18 protein-coding genes are annotated in these 14736 nt (G+C 65.2%); 7 read left to right on the top strand and 11 right to left on the bottom strand.

All coding sequences use genetic code 11. The features are described 5' to 3' along the window. Positions 1-112 precede the first annotated feature (112 nt). Both ABIC51_RS09450 and ABIC51_RS09455 read left to right on the top strand, forming a co-directional pair. Positions 113-1534: a M20 family metallopeptidase gene (locus ABIC51_RS09450; protein WP_059700150.1), complete on the top strand. Its 1422-nt coding sequence runs from the start codon at positions 113-115 to the stop codon at positions 1532-1534. A 35-nt stretch (positions 1535-1569) separates the two neighbouring features. Then, complete coding sequence (locus ABIC51_RS09455) at positions 1570-2856, top strand: MFS transporter (RefSeq protein WP_060084828.1); 1287 nt, start codon at positions 1570-1572, stop codon at positions 2854-2856. Between the two features lie 77 nt (positions 2857-2933). On the opposite strand, the gene ABIC51_RS09460 is transcribed toward ABIC51_RS09455, so the two are convergent. Next, entirely contained in the window at positions 2934-3986 is a 1053-nt protein-coding gene (locus ABIC51_RS09460; RefSeq protein WP_027787488.1) for an NADP(H)-dependent aldo-keto reductase, read from the bottom strand. A gap of 147 nt (positions 3987-4133) precedes the next feature. Then, positions 4134-4571 carry a PaaI family thioesterase gene (locus tag ABIC51_RS09465; protein WP_021156998.1) on the bottom strand — a complete coding sequence of 146 codons (438 nt, stop codon included), beginning with the start codon at positions 4569-4571 and terminating at the stop codon, positions 4134-4136. A 169-nt stretch (positions 4572-4740) separates the two neighbouring features. Between ABIC51_RS09465 and ABIC51_RS09470 the strand changes: the two genes are divergently transcribed. Next, positions 4741-5229, top strand: coding sequence for a winged helix-turn-helix transcriptional regulator (locus ABIC51_RS09470; protein ID WP_060084825.1), 489 nt, complete (start codon positions 4741-4743; stop codon positions 5227-5229). Between the two features lie 343 nt (positions 5230-5572). Then, positions 5573-6196 (top strand): phospholipase D family nuclease, encoded by a 624-nt coding sequence (locus tag ABIC51_RS09475; protein WP_060172125.1) that lies wholly within the window; start codon positions 5573-5575, stop codon positions 6194-6196. Between the two features lie 101 nt (positions 6197-6297). Here ABIC51_RS09475 and ABIC51_RS09480 read toward each other — a convergent pair whose 3' ends face one another. Then, positions 6298-6525, bottom strand: a complete 228-nt coding sequence (locus ABIC51_RS09480; RefSeq protein WP_060196514.1) for a hypothetical protein — start codon at positions 6523-6525, stop codon at positions 6298-6300. A gap of 264 nt (positions 6526-6789) precedes the next feature. Between ABIC51_RS09480 and ABIC51_RS09485 the strand changes: the two genes are divergently transcribed. Then, positions 6790-7761 (top strand): GGDEF domain-containing protein, encoded by a 972-nt coding sequence (locus ABIC51_RS09485; RefSeq protein ID WP_175899859.1) that lies wholly within the window; start codon positions 6790-6792, stop codon positions 7759-7761. A gap of 51 nt (positions 7762-7812) precedes the next feature. Here ABIC51_RS09485 and ABIC51_RS09490 read toward each other — a convergent pair whose 3' ends face one another. From ABIC51_RS09490 to ABIC51_RS09510, 5 genes are all read right to left on the bottom strand, one after another. Continuing rightward, on the bottom strand, positions 7813-8286 hold the full coding sequence (locus ABIC51_RS09490; RefSeq protein ID WP_046545626.1) for a VOC family protein: 474 nt from the start codon (positions 8284-8286) through the stop codon (positions 7813-7815). A 162-nt stretch (positions 8287-8448) separates the two neighbouring features. Beyond that, complete coding sequence (locus tag ABIC51_RS09495) at positions 8449-8991, bottom strand: aspartyl-tRNA synthetase (protein ID WP_124839013.1); 543 nt, start codon at positions 8989-8991, stop codon at positions 8449-8451. Positions 8992-9169: 178 nt separating this feature from the next. Beyond that, positions 9170-9412 carry a hypothetical protein gene (locus ABIC51_RS09500; RefSeq protein WP_081052453.1) on the bottom strand — a complete coding sequence of 81 codons (243 nt, stop codon included), beginning with the start codon at positions 9410-9412 and terminating at the stop codon, positions 9170-9172. 189 nt (positions 9413-9601) lie between these two features. Further along, positions 9602-9910: a phosphatidylserine/phosphatidylglycerophosphate/cardiolipin synthase gene (locus ABIC51_RS09505; RefSeq protein ID WP_048020799.1), complete on the bottom strand. Its 309-nt coding sequence runs from the start codon at positions 9908-9910 to the stop codon at positions 9602-9604. A 47-nt stretch (positions 9911-9957) separates the two neighbouring features. Next, on the bottom strand, positions 9958-10401 hold the full coding sequence (locus ABIC51_RS09510; RefSeq protein ID WP_175899862.1) for a VOC family protein: 444 nt from the start codon (positions 10399-10401) through the stop codon (positions 9958-9960). A 26-nt stretch (positions 10402-10427) separates the two neighbouring features. Here ABIC51_RS09510 and ABIC51_RS09515 point away from each other — a divergent pair, with 26 nt between their 5' ends. After that, the gene (locus ABIC51_RS09515) at positions 10428-11180 is read left to right on the top strand and encodes a DUF695 domain-containing protein (RefSeq protein ID WP_175899865.1); all 753 of its coding nucleotides are present in this window, start codon (positions 10428-10430) and stop codon (positions 11178-11180) included. 421 nt (positions 11181-11601) lie between these two features. Here the strand turns inward: ABIC51_RS09515 and ABIC51_RS09520 are convergent, their stop codons facing one another. After that, positions 11602-12228: a hypothetical protein gene (locus tag ABIC51_RS09520; RefSeq protein ID WP_059700133.1), complete on the bottom strand. Its 627-nt coding sequence runs from the start codon at positions 12226-12228 to the stop codon at positions 11602-11604. A gap of 209 nt (positions 12229-12437) precedes the next feature. Then, complete coding sequence (locus tag ABIC51_RS09525) at positions 12438-12860, bottom strand: hypothetical protein (protein WP_175899868.1); 423 nt, start codon at positions 12858-12860, stop codon at positions 12438-12440. Positions 12861-13147: 287 nt separating this feature from the next. Between ABIC51_RS09525 and ABIC51_RS09530 the strand changes: the two genes are divergently transcribed. After that, entirely contained in the window at positions 13148-13618 is a 471-nt protein-coding gene (locus ABIC51_RS09530) for a plasmid fertility inhibition factor family protein (protein ID WP_059700129.1), read from the top strand. 69 nt (positions 13619-13687) lie between these two features. On the opposite strand, the gene ABIC51_RS09535 is transcribed toward ABIC51_RS09530, so the two are convergent. After that, entirely contained in the window at positions 13688-14203 is a 516-nt protein-coding gene (locus ABIC51_RS09535; protein WP_175899871.1) for a GNAT family N-acetyltransferase, read from the bottom strand. Positions 14204-14736: the final 533 nt, after the last annotated feature.

Below are 14736 nucleotides of genomic sequence, written 5' to 3' on the forward strand. Positions count from 1 at the left end.
AGGTTCGAAATTCGATCATTGTGACAAAAAAAACGGCTTTCTAGAATCGATCGCACTTCACGCTGCACGCACGATCCGCGGCGTGCAGCGAACCCGACAGAGGAGACACGACTTGAGCCGTACCGCCGCCATCCAGCACGCGCTGAACCAGTTCGAATCCGGTGCGTTCTTCACGACCCTGAGCCGCCGCGTCGGCTTGCGAACCGAAAGCCAGGAGAGCGGCAACGGTGCCGCGCTGCGCGCCTACCTGACCGACGAGATCGCACCCGAGGCCGCGCGCCTCGGCTTCACGTCGCGGATCGTCGACAATCCCGTCGACGGCGGCGGCCCGTTCCTGCTCGCATCGCGCCACGAAGACGATGCATTGCCGACCGTGCTGATCTACGGCCACGGCGACGTCGTGCGCGGCTACGACGCGCAGTGGCGCGCACCGCTGTCGCCGTGGACGCTGACGGCCGACGGCGACCGCTGGTACGGCCGCGGCAGCGCCGACAACAAGGGCCAGCACACCATCAACCTGGCCGCGCTGGCGAGCGTGCTCGATGCGCGCGGCGGCCGGATGGGCTTCAACGCGAAGCTGCTGATCGAGATGGGCGAGGAAACGGGTTCGCCGGGCCTCGACGCACTGTGCCGTCAGGAGCGCGATGCACTCGCGGCCGACGTGCTGATCGCGTCCGACGGCCCGCGCATCGCGGCCGCGCGCCCCACGGTGTTCCTCGGCTCGCGCGGCTCGGTCAATTTCAAGCTGAGCCTGCGCGCCCGTGACGGCGCGCATCACTCCGGCAACTGGGGCGGGCTGCTGCGCAATCCGGCGATCGTGCTCGCGCACGCACTCGCGAGCCTCGTCGACGCGCGCGGCGCGATTCGCGTCGCGGGGCTGCGTCCGCCGCCGATCCCGGCCGCCGTGCGCGAGGCGCTCGCCGATCTCTGCGTCGGCGGCGGCCCCGGCGATCCGGCGCTCGACGCCGGCTGGGGCGAGCCCGGCCTCACCGCGCCCGAGCGTGTGTTCGGCTGGAACACGTTCGAGATCCTCGCATTCAAGGCCGGCAACCCCGAGCACCCCGTCAATGCGATCCCGCCCGCCGCGTATGCGCACTGCCAGTTGCGCTTCGTCGTCGGCACCGACTGGCAGGCGCTGCATGCGCACCTGCGCACGCACCTCGATGCGCACGGCTTCGCCGACATCGAGATCGACGTCGAGCGCGGTGCACCGGCGACGCGCGTGCCGCCGGACGATCCGTGGGTCCGTTGGGCGGTCGCGTCGCTGGCGCGGACCACCGGCAAGAAACCCGCGATCCTGCCGAATCTCGGCGGCACGCTGCCGAACGAAGTGTTCGCCGACACGCTCGGGCTGCCGACCCTGTGGGTACCCCATTCGTACCCCGCGTGCTCGCAGCACGCGCCCGACGAGCACCTGCTCGCGAGCGTCGTCAGTGAGGGCCTGCAGATGATGGCCGGTCTCTTCTGGGATCTCGGCGAGGACGCCCCGACCGTTCGCCGCGCGGCGCCCGCCGCGGCCGGCGCCACCCTGTAACGCGCTTCGCCCCTTTCACGGGATCTGCCCACACGATGAACACGACCACCCTGACCTCGCAGGAAGCCGCCCTCCCCAGCGCCGCGAAGATCCGGCGCATCATCTTCGCGGCGTCGATCGGCAACGCACTCGAATGGTTCGACCTGATCGTCTACGGCTTCTTCGCGGTGACGATCGCCAAGCTGTTCTTCCCCGCCACGAGCGAAGCGACGTCGCTGATGCTCACGCTCGGCACGTTCGGGCTGTCCTACCTGATCCGGCCGATCGGCGGCTTCGTACTCGGCGCGTACGCGGATCGCGCGGGCCGCAAGGCGTCGCTGCTGCTGTCGATCGCGATGATGATGGCCGGCACGCTGCTGATCGCGTCGATGCCGACCTATGCATCGATCGGCATACTTGCGCCGCTCGGGATCATGTTGTCGCGACTGATGCAGGGCTTTTCCGCGGGCGGCGAATTCGCGAGCTCGACCGCGTTCCTCGTCGAGCACGCGCCGCAGCGGCGCGGTTTCATGTCGAGCTGGCAGTTCGCGAGCCAGGGCCTCGCGACGCTGCTCGCGTCGGGCTTCGGTGCGCTGCTGACGTCCACGCTGACAACCGCGCAACTTGAAAGCTGGGGCTGGCGCGTGCCGTTCCTGTTCGGGCTCGCGATCGGCCCGGTCGGACTGTACATCCGCCGTTACGTCGACGAAGGCGTCGAGTTCAAGACGCAGGCGCGCTCGGAAGCGCCCGTGCGCGAACTGTTCGCGGATCAGAAGCTGCGGCTGCTGCTGTCGATCGGCGCGCTCGTGATCTCGACCGCGATCAACTACATGGTGCTGTACATGCCGACCTATGCGATCAAGCAGCTCGGCCTGCCCGCGTCGACGGGCTTCGCGGCGACGCTCGCGACCGGTTTCGTACTCACGCTCGTCACGCCGGTCGTCGGCCACCTGTCCGATCGCACGGGGCGGATCCGCATGATGGCGGCCGCGGCCCTGCTGATGCTCGTCAGCGTGTGGCCGACGTTCGCCTGGCTCACGCGCCACGCGTCGTTCGCAACGATGCTCGCCGCACTGGTCTGGATCGGCGCGCTGAAGGCGATGTACTGCGGCGCGCTGCCGGCGCTGATGGCCGAGCTGTTCCCGTCGCAGACGCGCGCAACGGGGCTCGCGGTCAGCTACAACACGGGGGTCACGCTGTTCGGCGGCTTCGCGCCGTTCGTCATCACCTGGCTGATCAGCGCGACCGGCAACCGGCTGTCGCCGGCGCTCTACCTGATGGGGTGTGCGGTGCTGAGCCTCGTCGCGCTGTTCGTCGCGCGCACCCGGCTCAAGATGCGATAACGGAAGAAACGACGGCGCGGCGACGCGCCGCCGGTGCGGCCCGGCGCGGCATCGTCGCCGCGCGGGCCGCGCGCCGTTTACGGCGCCGGGTTCGGCTGCCGTTCGTGCAGCGCGTCGATCTCGGCGAGGATCTCGTCGGACAGCTTCACGTCGACGCTGCCGATGTTCTCCTTCAACTGCTCGAGCGACGTCGCGCCGACCAGGTTGCTGCGCACGAACGGCCGGCTGTTGACGAACGCCAGCGCGAGCTGCGCGGGCGACAGCCCGTGACGCCGCGCGAGCGCGACATAGCGCGACGTCGCCTCGACGGCCTGCGGCTTGCTGTAGCGCTGGAAACGCTCGAACAGCGTGATGCGCGCACCGGCCGGACGCGCACCGTTCTCGTACTTGCCGGACAGCCAGCCGAACGCGAGCGGCGAATACGCGAGCAGGCCGACGCCGTCACGATGCGTGAACTCCGACAGCCCGTTCTCGAACGTGCGATTCACCAGGCTGTACGGATTCTGGATGCTCGCGATGCGCGGCAGCCCGAGCTTCTCGGCCGCGCGCAGGAACTGCGCGACGCCCCACGGCGTTTCGTTCGACACGCCGATCGCGCGTACCTTGCCGGCCTTCACGAATTCCGCGAGCACGCCGAGGGTTTCCTCGATCGGCACCGTGTAGGCGTCGTCGACCCACGGATAGGCGGGACGGCCGAACGTCGTCGTGCTGCGATCGGGCCAGTGCAGTTGATAAAGATCGACGTAGTCGGTCTGCAGGCGCTTGAGGCTGCCGTCGAGCGCTTCGGTCAGGTTCTTCCGGTCGAACTGGTTGCCTTCGCCGCGAATATGGCGCGGATTGTGCGGCTGCCGCGCCGGCCCCGCGATTTTTGTCGCAAGCACGATGCGCTCGCGCTGCGCGCGATGCTGCGCGAGCCACGTGCCGATGTACTGTTCGGTGCGCCCCTGCGTATCGGGCTTCGGCGGCACCGGATACATCTCCGCGGCATCGATCAGCGTCACGCCTTGCCCGATCGCGTAGTCGATCTGCTCGTGCGCATCGCGCTCCGAATTCTGCTCGCCCCACGTCATCGTGCCGAGGCCGATCAGGCTGACCTCGATGCCCGAATCGCCGAGTGTGCGGTATTCCATGCTGTTCCTGTCGCGTCAGTGGAAAGCAGGAACGCTATCACATTGAAGCGACCGCTTCAGACAGGTGCCGCACACGCTTACAGGCGGCCTTCGGTAAAGGTGCGAGCGTTCACGCGCAGGGCCCGAACGAAGACATTGCAGCCCCCGTTACTGCGGCCGCTGGATGAAACAGGTCGCCGACGCATGCGCGACGATCTTGTCGTCCGGCGTCTTCAGCGTGCCCTCGGCAACGCCCAGCGAACGCGACAGGTGAATCACGCGCCCTTCCGCAACCAGCTCGACGTCGCGCGGCACGGGCCGCAGCATCTTCACATGCAGATCGACCGTACCGTAGCCGACGCCCGCATCAAGCATCGAATGCACCGCACACCCCGTGACCGAATCGAGCACCGTCGCAGCGAACCCGCCGTGCACGCCGCCGAGCGGGTTCAGGTGCCGGCCGTCCGCCCGCGCCGAAAATTTCACATAACCGAGCTCGACGTCGAGCGGACGCATCGGGATCGTCTCGGAAATCGACGCGAGCGGCGCATCGCCCGATACCGCTGCGCGCAGCAGATCGAGACCAGACAGGGAAAGCGGGTTCATCGGGTTGTCTCCGGGTTGAAAGCGCGTCGCCGCGCGAGTAAGTTCCAAATTGGAACTGATTATTCACAACGATCACGGTCGTTGTCAACGTGGCCGGGCTCGTTGCAGTCGAAGGCGGGTTCTATAATCGAGCCCGCTATTTCGCTGAACCGCCGCAAGAGACTCGACGATGAAATGGGATGACATCGGCACGCTGAACTGTTCGGTCGCGCGTACGCTTGCCGTGCTCGGCGACCGCTGGACCATGCTGATCCTCCGCAACGCGTTCCTCGGCTGCCGCCGTTTCGACGCGTTCCAGACCCAGCTCGGCGTCACGCGCCATGTGCTGGCGGAGCGGCTCGCGCGGCTCGTCGACGAGGGCGTGCTGGCCAAGCGCGCTTATCAGGAACGCCCGCCGCGTTTCGAATATCGTTTGACGGACAAGGGCCTCGACCTCTATCCGACCCTGCTTGCGCTGACCGCATGGGGAGACCGCTGGAAAGACGACGGCCAGGGGCCACCAGTGCAGTTGCGTCACCGTACCTGCGGCCACCTGATGCACGCGGTCACCGTATGCTCGGCGTGCGGCGAGCCGCTCGACGCGCGCGACGTGCAGCCGGAGCGTGGCCCCGGATGGGTCGCAGCCGAAGCTGCCGGAAGGGCTGCGGCCGAGGACTGACGCATCGCGCGTACGGAAACGCATACGGGAGCGCGTGACGCACACGGATCGTTCGTTGCGTTCGCGTTGCTGTCGCCGGTTCCAGCGAGCCTACCTGGTTGCACTCTCGCACGGCTTGCACGCCGACACCCTGCCGCCGCACGCGCATTCACGCGCTGCCATCGCCCCCATCCGCCGATCGCCCCGATCGCACACACGGATTCCGCACAACGCAACTTTGCGTCACCGCCGCTGCCATCGCCGGTCTTCGCGATGCGTCATCCCGTTGCATCCGCACGTGACCGGGCCGCCACGTGTGCGTTACACTCACGGCCCGCTGTCTCGAAATTATTCGCTGTCCAAGATGTTGTCGCGCAATCGCCTCGCCGCTGCCTGTCTCGCCGCCTCCCTGCTCGCCACACCGTTCACCGCTTTCGGCAAGACGCAAAGCGAATCGCTGCTCCAGCAGGCGATCGACTTCGTGTCGCAGTGGCTACCGGCCCCCACTCACGAAGCGCCCGCAACACAGGTCGTCGAATCGGCATTTTCGCCCGATGGCGGTGCCGAAGCGCTGGTGCTGAAAGCGATCGGCGCCGCGCGCAGTTCAATCCGCGTCGCCGCCTATTCGTTCACGTCGCCGCCCGTCACGCGCGCACTGCTCGCCGCCAAGCGACGCGGTGTGAATGTCGCGGTGGTGGTCGACGACAAGGGCAATCGCGCAAAGAGCAGCAAGCAGGCGTTGAACCTGCTCGTCAACGCAGGCATCCCGACACGCACGATCGACGCCTATGCGATCCATCACGACAAGTACCTCGTGATCGACGCCGAGCACGTCGAAACGGGCTCGTTCAACTACAGCGCGTCGGCGGCCAGCCGCAATTCCGAGAACGTCGTCGTGGTGTGGAACAACCCGCAACTCGCGTCGCGCTATCTCACGCACTGGCAAAGCCGTTTCGACCAGGGCACGCCGTACCGCTCCAGCTACTGACACGCGCCGCGCTCACCCCCGTGTTCGATCCGCCGTATTGCAGATGATCGGCGAGCGTCGCGCGAAGCTCAATTCGGCCGAATGGCCAACGCGTCGCCTGCTTAATGGATTTCAGCCGTCCGCCCCGTCGCGGCACCGGCCTGCGCCATCGGCGCGCAGCGATTCGCATGCGCACCCGCGCCGCGTGCCGACGACGTCGACAAGCCGCTGGCGCCGCCCGGCAGCGCGTTGCTCACACATACGACGCCGAATGCCAGCGTGTTCTGGACCATCGGATAAAGCAGATACAGCGCAAACGCGAGATAGCCCGCGTACAGAATTCGAACCATGGTGGAATGGAAGGCGATGAACGATTGGACTCGCCCTGTTTACGGCACTGCGCCGAGCACCTTGAGACGTCGCACACCGGATTGCGCATCGGGGCGAAACGCGGGCCCATGACGCCTGCTTCTCACCGCATCTGCAACGATCCGGGCCAGGCCGAAACCGCCCGCTTCCGGATTGCCGGAATGGCGATGCGCCGCGCAATGCGCGATACTGTCCGGCATACGATCCCGTGACCGGCCTCGCAGCCGGGACAAAGGACACGACCCATGCAAATTGCACCGAAACCGGCCGACGAGGCGGCCCGGCTCGATACGCTTCATTCGCTCTCGATCCTCGACACGCCGCCCGAAGAACGCTTCGATCGCCTGACGCGTCTTGCACGCAGGCTGTTCGACGTGCCGATCGCACTCGTCAGCCTCGTCGACGACGATCGCCAGTGGTTCAAGAGCCATGCCGGGCTCGACGTCACGCAAACGTCGCGCGACGTGTCGTTCTGCTCCCATGCGCTGCTCGCGGGCAATACGATGGTGATCCAGGATGCGCTGAACGACGATCGCTTCCACGACAATCCACTCGTCACCGGCGCGCCCGGCATCCGCTTCTACGCCGGCCGGCCGCTCGCGGCGCCGAACGGCGCGCCCATCGGTACGCTGTGCCTGATCGACACGCGGCCGCGCTCGCTCGAACCCGACGAGCTCGCGCTGCTCGGCGATCTCGCCCACATGACCGAACGCGAGATCGCCGCGCTGCATTTCGCGACCACCGACGAGCTCACCCAGCTGACGAACCGCCGCGGCTTCGAGATCCTGGCCCGCCACGTGCTGAGCCTGTGCGATCGCCTGAGTCGTCACGCGGTGCTGCTGTTCTTCGACCTGAACGATTTCAAGGCGATCAACGACCGCTTCGGCCATGCCGAGGGCGACCGCGCGCTCAAGGCATTTGCCGACACGCTGACGGGCGCACTGCGCGACAGCGACGTGATCGCACGGCTTGGCGGCGACGAGTTCGTCGTGCTGCTGAGTGCCACCGATCCGGCCGACGTCGCCGAGCCGGTCGACCGCGTGACGCAGGCGCTTGCGCTGCGCAACACGGCCGACGCGCGCGGCTATGACATCCGGTTCAGCGTCGGGCACGTCGACTACGACCCCGCGCACCATCACGACGTGGCCGGCCTGCTCGCATCGGCCGACCAGCGGATGTACGAGCACAAGCAGCGCGGCAGGTCGGCCAGCGCGTGAGCGCGGGCACATGCCGCCGCCCTGCCGTTCAACTGCGGTGGCGCGGCTGTGTCAGCTGCCGCACGGCGGCGCGCTGGCCATCGCCTCCGCGATCTGTTCGGGCGTCAGGTCGCGCTGGTGCGTCGCGAGCGACCAGCGATGTCCGAACGGATCCTCGACCTGTCCGTAGCGGTCGCCCCAGAACATGTCTGCGGCAGGAATCGTCACCGTCGCGCCGGCCGCGACCGCCTTCGCGATCGCCGCGTCCGTGTCAGGCACGTACAGGTGCAGGCAGACCGGCGTGCCTTTCAGGGCCTTCGGCCCGAGCGCGCCGTGTTCGGGCATTTCATCCACCAGCATCAGTGTCGAATCGCCAATCACGAGGCACGCGTGCGCGAGCCGGCCGTCAGGCATCGCCAGGCGAAACTGTTCGCTCGCATTGAACGCGCGCTTGTAGAAGTCGATGGCTGCGGTTGCGCCGGCGCAGATCAGGTGCGGCGTCAGCGTACGCATCCCTTCCGGGATCGGTTTGACGGACGTGGACATGGGTGTCACTCCTTCGGTCGGTTGTCGTATCGGAATCGGGACGGACGCGCGATGCGCACGCCTCCGATGCTACGACGGACGACCCCGGCGGAAATCGACACGGCGCCCTGCATTTTTTTGTTTTCTCGAGTATCAGGACGCCCGGAGTCGCCGCATCGGGCGTCACCCGCCCGTTCGGTCGACCTCGTTGTCCGGCATGCCGAACTGCCGGCGACATGCCTCGAGCAGTCCTGCCACCGCATCGAGCGGAAGATCGGCAAACCGGGCAATCGGCAGCATCACGCCGCCCGGCACCCTGGTGCGCGACGAATGCGCCGAGAACTGGTAGGCGATGTAGCGATTGCCTGCGACGCTGATGATCCGGAATTCGGTGACATCACGCCATGGCGTGGCGGGTTGTTCGCGTACGCCTCCGATCAGCCTGAAACCCGTCTCGTCGACATGCAGCACCATCCTGCGTCGCGACGACACGAAGAAGGCGGCCCCCGCCAGCGCCAGCAATCCGGCCAGCGCCGCTACCGGCCAGAGTGCCGGAGCGGCCGCATAACCGCACAAGCTTGCCGCGGCCAGCACCATGCACGCGATCGCCCTTCTTTTCAGGCTCCGGCTGTCAACCGCCAGCGTCACCGGCAACTGGCCGATGATCGTTCCCGCGACCGGATCGACGTGCCAGCCGGAATCGATGGATTCAAGTGCGTCTTTCATTGTGCGATCGCTCACCTCGACGGCCGCCGGGTGAGCGAAGTTGGACACCCCGTCGATGCGCTGAAACGGTCGGCGTGCCGACGGGAAATGATCGTGATTGAAAAAGGTACGCATCGACGCACGGCAGCACGCACTCGTCCATGCGGAACGGGCAGTGCCCGGCCGGCACCGGTCATATTCAGTTGCACACCTTGACGGTGCCGTTGGTCGTGCATTGACCGGTGGCCCAGTGACTCTGCCCTGCCAGATGAGGCGCCAGGCCGATGCCACGGATCGGCGCGGCTGGCGACGATGCCGGAACGGCTGCGGCCGCCGACGCGGTGTCGGGCGACGGCAGCGGAGGCGGCTCGGACGCCGTCTGGCAAGCCGACAGCGCCAGACAAAGCGCGGATGCCCACGGAGCGATGAGGGATCTGGACATGATCTCGTACGCGTTTGCGAAGTTCGCTTCCGGTAACGGCTCGCTGAAGATCGCGTGACCCGTCAAACCGTTCGGCACAACCGGCCATGCGGCACGACGATCGTCCAATACTACTCCTCGCGATCGACGTCGTGCGAGCTACCGTTCGGCCAGGTGCCGCCATTCATGCGACGGCGCATGCCGCTTCGGTCAGATTTGCGGCAGATCGCGCAACGTGCGCGATTCGTTCGTGGCATCGATGTCGAGCTCGATGCCTTCCGATGCATCGCGATACAGCACGCGTTTGAGCCGGGGCCCGATCGCGGTGGCGTCCGATGCCGAAAAGATTGCGCGGACATCGTTGCCGGACGCGAGCGCGCGCGCCACGTCCGCCACCGGCGCTTCGCTCGGCGTCGCCGCCCACGACCGGTCGGACGGATTCACGGCCGCCCAGCGCACGTGCGTCACGCGCGCGCTGAGCGGATCGATTCGCACACCATTCACCGCAAACATCGACATCGGCATCTCCTTCGAATATTTTTGCGGCCCGCCGTACCGATGCACGGTCACGGACGGCCCCAGATCTCGCAGACGTTTCCCGCCGGGTCCGCCACGGAAATCGCAACCGTGCCGTCGCCGTAGTCCCACTCGTTCAGGATGCCGACGCGGCACGACTCGAGCCGTGCGACGACTTCCGACACATGCGCGACTTCGACGGCCAGCGCAATGCCATGGCCGGTCGGCCGAAACTCCGGATACGGAAACCTGCCGCCGCTGCCGGTGTGAACGGTCAGCGTTGCTCCGCCCATCACAAAGCGGTGCCACGGATTCCCCGCGGCCGACACGCCTTCGTAGTGAACCGGCAGCGCAAGCGCCAGACGGTAGAAATCCACCACCGCCCGAAAGCGATCGTCTTCGACCGGCACCAGGATGCCCAGACTCGCGATCATGTGCGCCCCTCCGGTCAACGCGATTTTCGATGATACATTGGGACGCTTTACAACCGTCAACAGACAATCGTGCACGGGAGAAACACATGACCGACGCCTGGGGAACCTTCCCTGCCAGAATGGGCGACCATCAGGCTTTCATCAGCTTCAACCACGACTTTGCGGAAATCGCGGAAGGCGATCCGCGCACGTCGCTGCTCAGCGTGCGCGTCCCCTTTGCGCATCCGACGCCGGAAGGCCTGCCGACCGGCGACGAATTCGCCGATCTCGCGAAGATCGAGGACCTGCTGGACGCCACGATCACGGCGAAAGGTGGTGTGCAGGTCGGCCGCATCACCGTCGACGGCCATCGGGATTTCCTTTTCTACGTATCGCTCGACGAAGAGGCCGCGGCGGAGATCATCGACGCGCTGGCCGATCAGACGACCTACGCGTTGCAGTACGCGCACCAGGACGATCCGGACAAGGAAGCGTACTGGCAGACGCTCTACCCGACCGACGACGACCGGCAGATCATGCGCGACATGCGCGTGCTGGACGAATTGCGGAAGAAAGGCAACGCCGGCGATGTAAGCCGGCGCGTGATGCACTGGGCGTACTTCCCCGACCAGAGCGACGCGCATCAGTTCGCGGACTGGGCCGAAGCGAAAGGCTATCCGGTCGAATCGGTCGCCCCCACCGAGGACGGCAAGTCGGCCGTACGGTTCTCGCACGAGGGCACCATGGCACTGGCCGACATCACACGCCATACGGTCGCGATCAATCGCGAGGTACATTCGTTCGGAGGGGAATACGACGGATGGGAAACCAGCGTCGAACAGGCTGGCCGATCGGTTTGACCTGCCCGCCGCAAGCGACGTGATGCAACGCATCCGGCGCAAAAAACATCCCGGCGGCATTGATGCGCGCCGCCGGGACCAAGGCATCACCGGCCGAAACCGGCGATGGGCCTGAGGGTTCGCTCAGGCACGAGGAAAGCGATACGTGCGGACCGGGCGATCGGATGCAGGGACACGCAACCGGTGCGATTGCGCTGCCCGCCGAACGCCTGTCCGGTTCCGCCGACGCGGCCTTGCGGCGTCGGACGGGCAAAAAGCCCCCGCTCCTGCGCGAGCGAGCGGGGAAATGGTTGACCGGGCCGGGGAAGAACGGTCAACCGGCCAGATTGTGAGCGCCGGCCGCGCAACGATCTGTGCGGCAACTCACCATTTGGTGACAATGCCGCGGCAACCGGCACGCTCGCGTGCCGCGCGGATCGCGTCACGGCCCGAGCGCGACGCCCGCGACCGGCGCGAGCAACACCACGATGACAGGCGACAGCACCACCGCCCCGATCATCATCACGCCGTCGGCCGCGAGCGTGACGGGCGTCGCGAGCACGCGCACGGCCTTGCCCGCCGTGGTGATGCGATCGGTGACGTCGATCTTGTACGAATGCGCAAACGACGACCACGTCTTGCCCTGTGCAAAACCATCGGCCAGATAACGCGAACCGGCCAGTTCCCCCTTCATCTCCAGATCCCTGCTCCCGCGCATCGTGAAACCGTCCTCCAGCGCGCGGTCCCAGCCCTCGTCGGTCATATCGGCGCGACGGAGCCGGAGCCGGAACTTGCCCGAGATCTTGCTGCCCTGCGCGACGAATTCATAGAGCGATGCGTTGATCGACTTGCGGTAGGGCGATGCCAGCACGGCGCCGAGATGCTCGGGCATATCGAAGATGTAGTGATATTTCTCGCCGAGCACGACGAATTTCTTGCCGTCCTCGCTGACGAGAAATCGGTCGACCGTCTCTTCATATCGGCCATCTTCGAACAGCATTGCCGTGCAGCCTGTCAGGCCGGCGGCGACAACGATCGCGCCCGCCGTCAGCAGCGCTCTTCTTTTCATGTCTGGAATTTGATCTTGTTTTAATGCAAGCGGATATCTTCAGGCCCGGCGCAAGTCTCCGTTAAGTCGCGGCTGCTGTCAAAGCAGGTTTATTCTATTTTTCCGATCGACACGATTCAGGCTTCATTTTTTCTGCATCTTTTTTTGAAACCATGTTTCGCGAACACAAGAGCCCGCATCATGACAGCCGGGTTTCGTCCTCATGCCGGTCAGCTGAAAAGCCATTCGGCAACCATCTCGATCCAGTCGAGATCGCTGGCGATGTCGATGACGGTTTCGCCGACGATTTCGGCAGTCGATGTGGTCGATGTCGTTGACGCGTTCGATGCAGTCGATGCGCCCGTCACCACCGCGCCGGCAACGACCACATTCGCCTTCGCCATTTCCGCGGAAGCACCCAATCCCGGAGCGGCCAGCCGCTCCAGCCAGTCGACGATATTGGCACGCGCATCCTCTTCATCCGCGAAATCATTCCGCTCGAGATAGCGGTCGAATACGGTCCACGCAAGTGTCTTGCTTCGCGAATCGGATTCGAGATGCCAATCGACAACGCCCATCCGACCGGACTCCCTGACTTCGAGCGTCGCGGTGAAACAGTAATCGAGATATTCGATCTCAAGTTTCGACGACATGGTTTTCTCCGGCCAATCCGCCCTCTCTGTTCTTGTGATCATCCGCGCTTGACGGGTTTCGCGACACAGTGTGAACTCTGCATGAAATTCGCGCGACGGATCATTCCCGCTGGCGGGATCACGATATTCTCATAACCTGTCGATAACGATCGCCGACACATGACTGTACTCGATTTGCTCACCATTCCCCTCGGCGCTTTCCTGTACCGGGTATTGCCCTGCTTCGCCATCGCAATCGCACTGCTAAACTCCGGCCAAGACGGCCGCTTGCAATACCAGAGGAAAAAATGGCACTCGCCCGCGCACAACAAAATGGCGTAGAGGTCTGGATTGTCCAGCTTCCCGGGCACACTCCGTATGCCCATACGCACCTCAAGCGGGTATTCTCGTGCGACGATACGCGACACCGGGTCGTGACGATCGACCTGCCGAAACTGCTGGCATGTGCCGACCGGGACACGACGGACTACGTGTTGCCGCCTGTTCTTTACTGGGCCCCAGGAAAAGCCGCGGGCATTCGCGAATTCCTCGATCCTGAACAGGACAGGATTCCGGACATGCCGTACATCACGTTTCGCGAGACGAGAACGCGAACGCTGCTCGGCATCCCCGGGCTGTCGAAGGTCGGCGTCGCGTCGTTCCGGAACGGCCAGCATCGCGCTCGCTATCTTGCCTATGCAGGTGCAACGACCCTGCCCGTCGAAGTGCACGAAACGGAAGCCGATTTGCTCGTGCAGTACTGCGGCGTGTCACCGTGAAGTACGTTCGGCTTTCGCCCGGCGATGGCCGCGCATCATGCGGCCGTTCGCTCGAATGTGGCCAGGTGGCTAGGCCTGTATCGCATAGATCCGGTCGGTGACTTCCGTCTGGCCGATGCGGCTCGTTTCGATACCCGCCAGTTGCCATCCGTTGTGCTCGTAGAAACCGATCGCGCGCTCGTTGCCCGCCAATACCTTCAGATGGACCTGGTGCACGCCGAGCGTTCGCGCCCATGCACGGACGGCTTCGATCATGTGCTTGCCCGTGCCGCCTCCGTGACGCGAAGGATGGACGTGCAGGCAGTCGAGCAGCACGCCCAGCGCCGGATCGACGGGGCGCTCGGCACTGACGAACCCCACGGGCTCGCCGTCCGCCCCGGCGATCAGCACCAGGCCCCGCTCGTTTTCGTTGCGATCGAAATATTGCCGCCACCGGGTCGCGTGTTCCGTCGGCACCTCGTCGGACAGGTAGGTCGCCGGCAAGATATGGCTGTATGCGGTTTGCCAGCTCAGCGTGTGCAGGCGAGCGATGTGCCGTGCGTCTTGCGCTGTCGCGGCACGCAGCGTGGCACGGGTTTCCGGCATCGGTGGTTACTCTTTCCACTTGTTCTCTTGATCGGAACGTCTCGCCGCGAAATATACCGCGTGGAGGCGCGCAAGGCTCAATGTCGCCACGCGCAGGTTATCGTCGCGTACCTTGCAAGTGCCGTCGCCGCACGTTGGCTCGTGATGTTTGCAGGCGTTCGCCTCCGTCACGCCTGACGCGATCGCGTCAGCAGTTGTCTGCCGGACGCCATGCCGGGTTCGTGCACCGCTGCAGTTCGTTGCCAAAACAACGAGGCACAGGCAAAAAAAATCCCGACACTGTCATTGGCTGTCGGGATCGAACGGCCCTGCAAAGCATGAGGGCACGAGGAAGTCGATACGTTACACCAATGTAAGACTGTTGCGCGCTGTCGGCTCGCGCCAAGTCCCTGTCTCATTCCGCCATAAATGAAAAAAGCCTGCTCACGCGAAACGCGAGCAGGCAAGAAAACGGATCAGCATTCGAGGCACGAGGGCTGTCCAGAAAAGATAACGGCACCGGGAGCGAGAACCTTAGTTGAAAAAGGAAATTG

The sequence above is a fragment of the Burkholderia sp. 572 genome, from assembly GCF_040545135.1.
GTDB classification, from domain to species: Bacteria; Pseudomonadota; Gammaproteobacteria; order Burkholderiales; family Burkholderiaceae; genus Burkholderia; species Burkholderia cepacia.

What these genes read in the sequence shown, in the direction of transcription:
- ABIC51_RS09475 (WP_060172125.1), top strand. Translation starts at nt 5,573, where the DNA reads ATGTTGTCGCGCAATCGCCTCGCCGCTGCCTGTCTCGCCGCCTCCCTG.
- ABIC51_RS09455 (WP_060084828.1), top strand. Translation starts at nt 1,570, where the DNA reads ATGAACACGACCACCCTGACCTCGCAGGAAGCCGCCCTCCCCAGCGCC.
- ABIC51_RS09465 (WP_021156998.1), bottom strand. Translation starts at nt 4,571, where the DNA reads ATGAACCCGCTTTCCCTGTCTGGTCTCGATCTGCTGCGCGCAGCGGTA.
- ABIC51_RS09500 (WP_081052453.1), bottom strand. Translation starts at nt 9,412, where the DNA reads ATGTCCAGATCCCTCATCGCTCCGTGGGCATCCGCGCTTTGTCTGGCG.
- ABIC51_RS09480 (WP_060196514.1), bottom strand. Translation starts at nt 6,525, where the DNA reads ATGGTTCGAATTCTGTACGCGGGCTATCTCGCGTTTGCGCTGTATCTG.
- ABIC51_RS09525 (WP_175899868.1), bottom strand. Translation starts at nt 12,860, where the DNA reads ATGTCGTCGAAACTTGAGATCGAATATCTCGATTACTGTTTCACCGCG.
- ABIC51_RS09495 (WP_124839013.1), bottom strand. Translation starts at nt 8,991, where the DNA reads ATGAAAGACGCACTTGAATCCATCGATTCCGGCTGGCACGTCGATCCG.
- ABIC51_RS09485 (WP_175899859.1), top strand. Translation starts at nt 6,790, where the DNA reads ATGCAAATTGCACCGAAACCGGCCGACGAGGCGGCCCGGCTCGATACG.
- ABIC51_RS09460 (WP_027787488.1), bottom strand. Translation starts at nt 3,986, where the DNA reads ATGGAATACCGCACACTCGGCGATTCGGGCATCGAGGTCAGCCTGATC.
- ABIC51_RS09535 (WP_175899871.1), bottom strand. Translation starts at nt 14,203, where the DNA reads ATGCCGGAAACCCGTGCCACGCTGCGTGCCGCGACAGCGCAAGACGCA.
- ABIC51_RS09515 (WP_175899865.1), top strand. Translation starts at nt 10,428, where the DNA reads ATGACCGACGCCTGGGGAACCTTCCCTGCCAGAATGGGCGACCATCAG.
- ABIC51_RS09490 (WP_046545626.1), bottom strand. Translation starts at nt 8,286, where the DNA reads ATGTCCACGTCCGTCAAACCGATCCCGGAAGGGATGCGTACGCTGACG.
- ABIC51_RS09470 (WP_060084825.1), top strand. Translation starts at nt 4,741, where the DNA reads ATGAAATGGGATGACATCGGCACGCTGAACTGTTCGGTCGCGCGTACG.
- ABIC51_RS09520 (WP_059700133.1), bottom strand. Translation starts at nt 12,228, where the DNA reads ATGAAAAGAAGAGCGCTGCTGACGGCGGGCGCGATCGTTGTCGCCGCC.
- ABIC51_RS09505 (WP_048020799.1), bottom strand. Translation starts at nt 9,910, where the DNA reads ATGTCGATGTTTGCGGTGAATGGTGTGCGAATCGATCCGCTCAGCGCG.
- ABIC51_RS09530 (WP_059700129.1), top strand. Translation starts at nt 13,148, where the DNA reads ATGGCACTCGCCCGCGCACAACAAAATGGCGTAGAGGTCTGGATTGTC.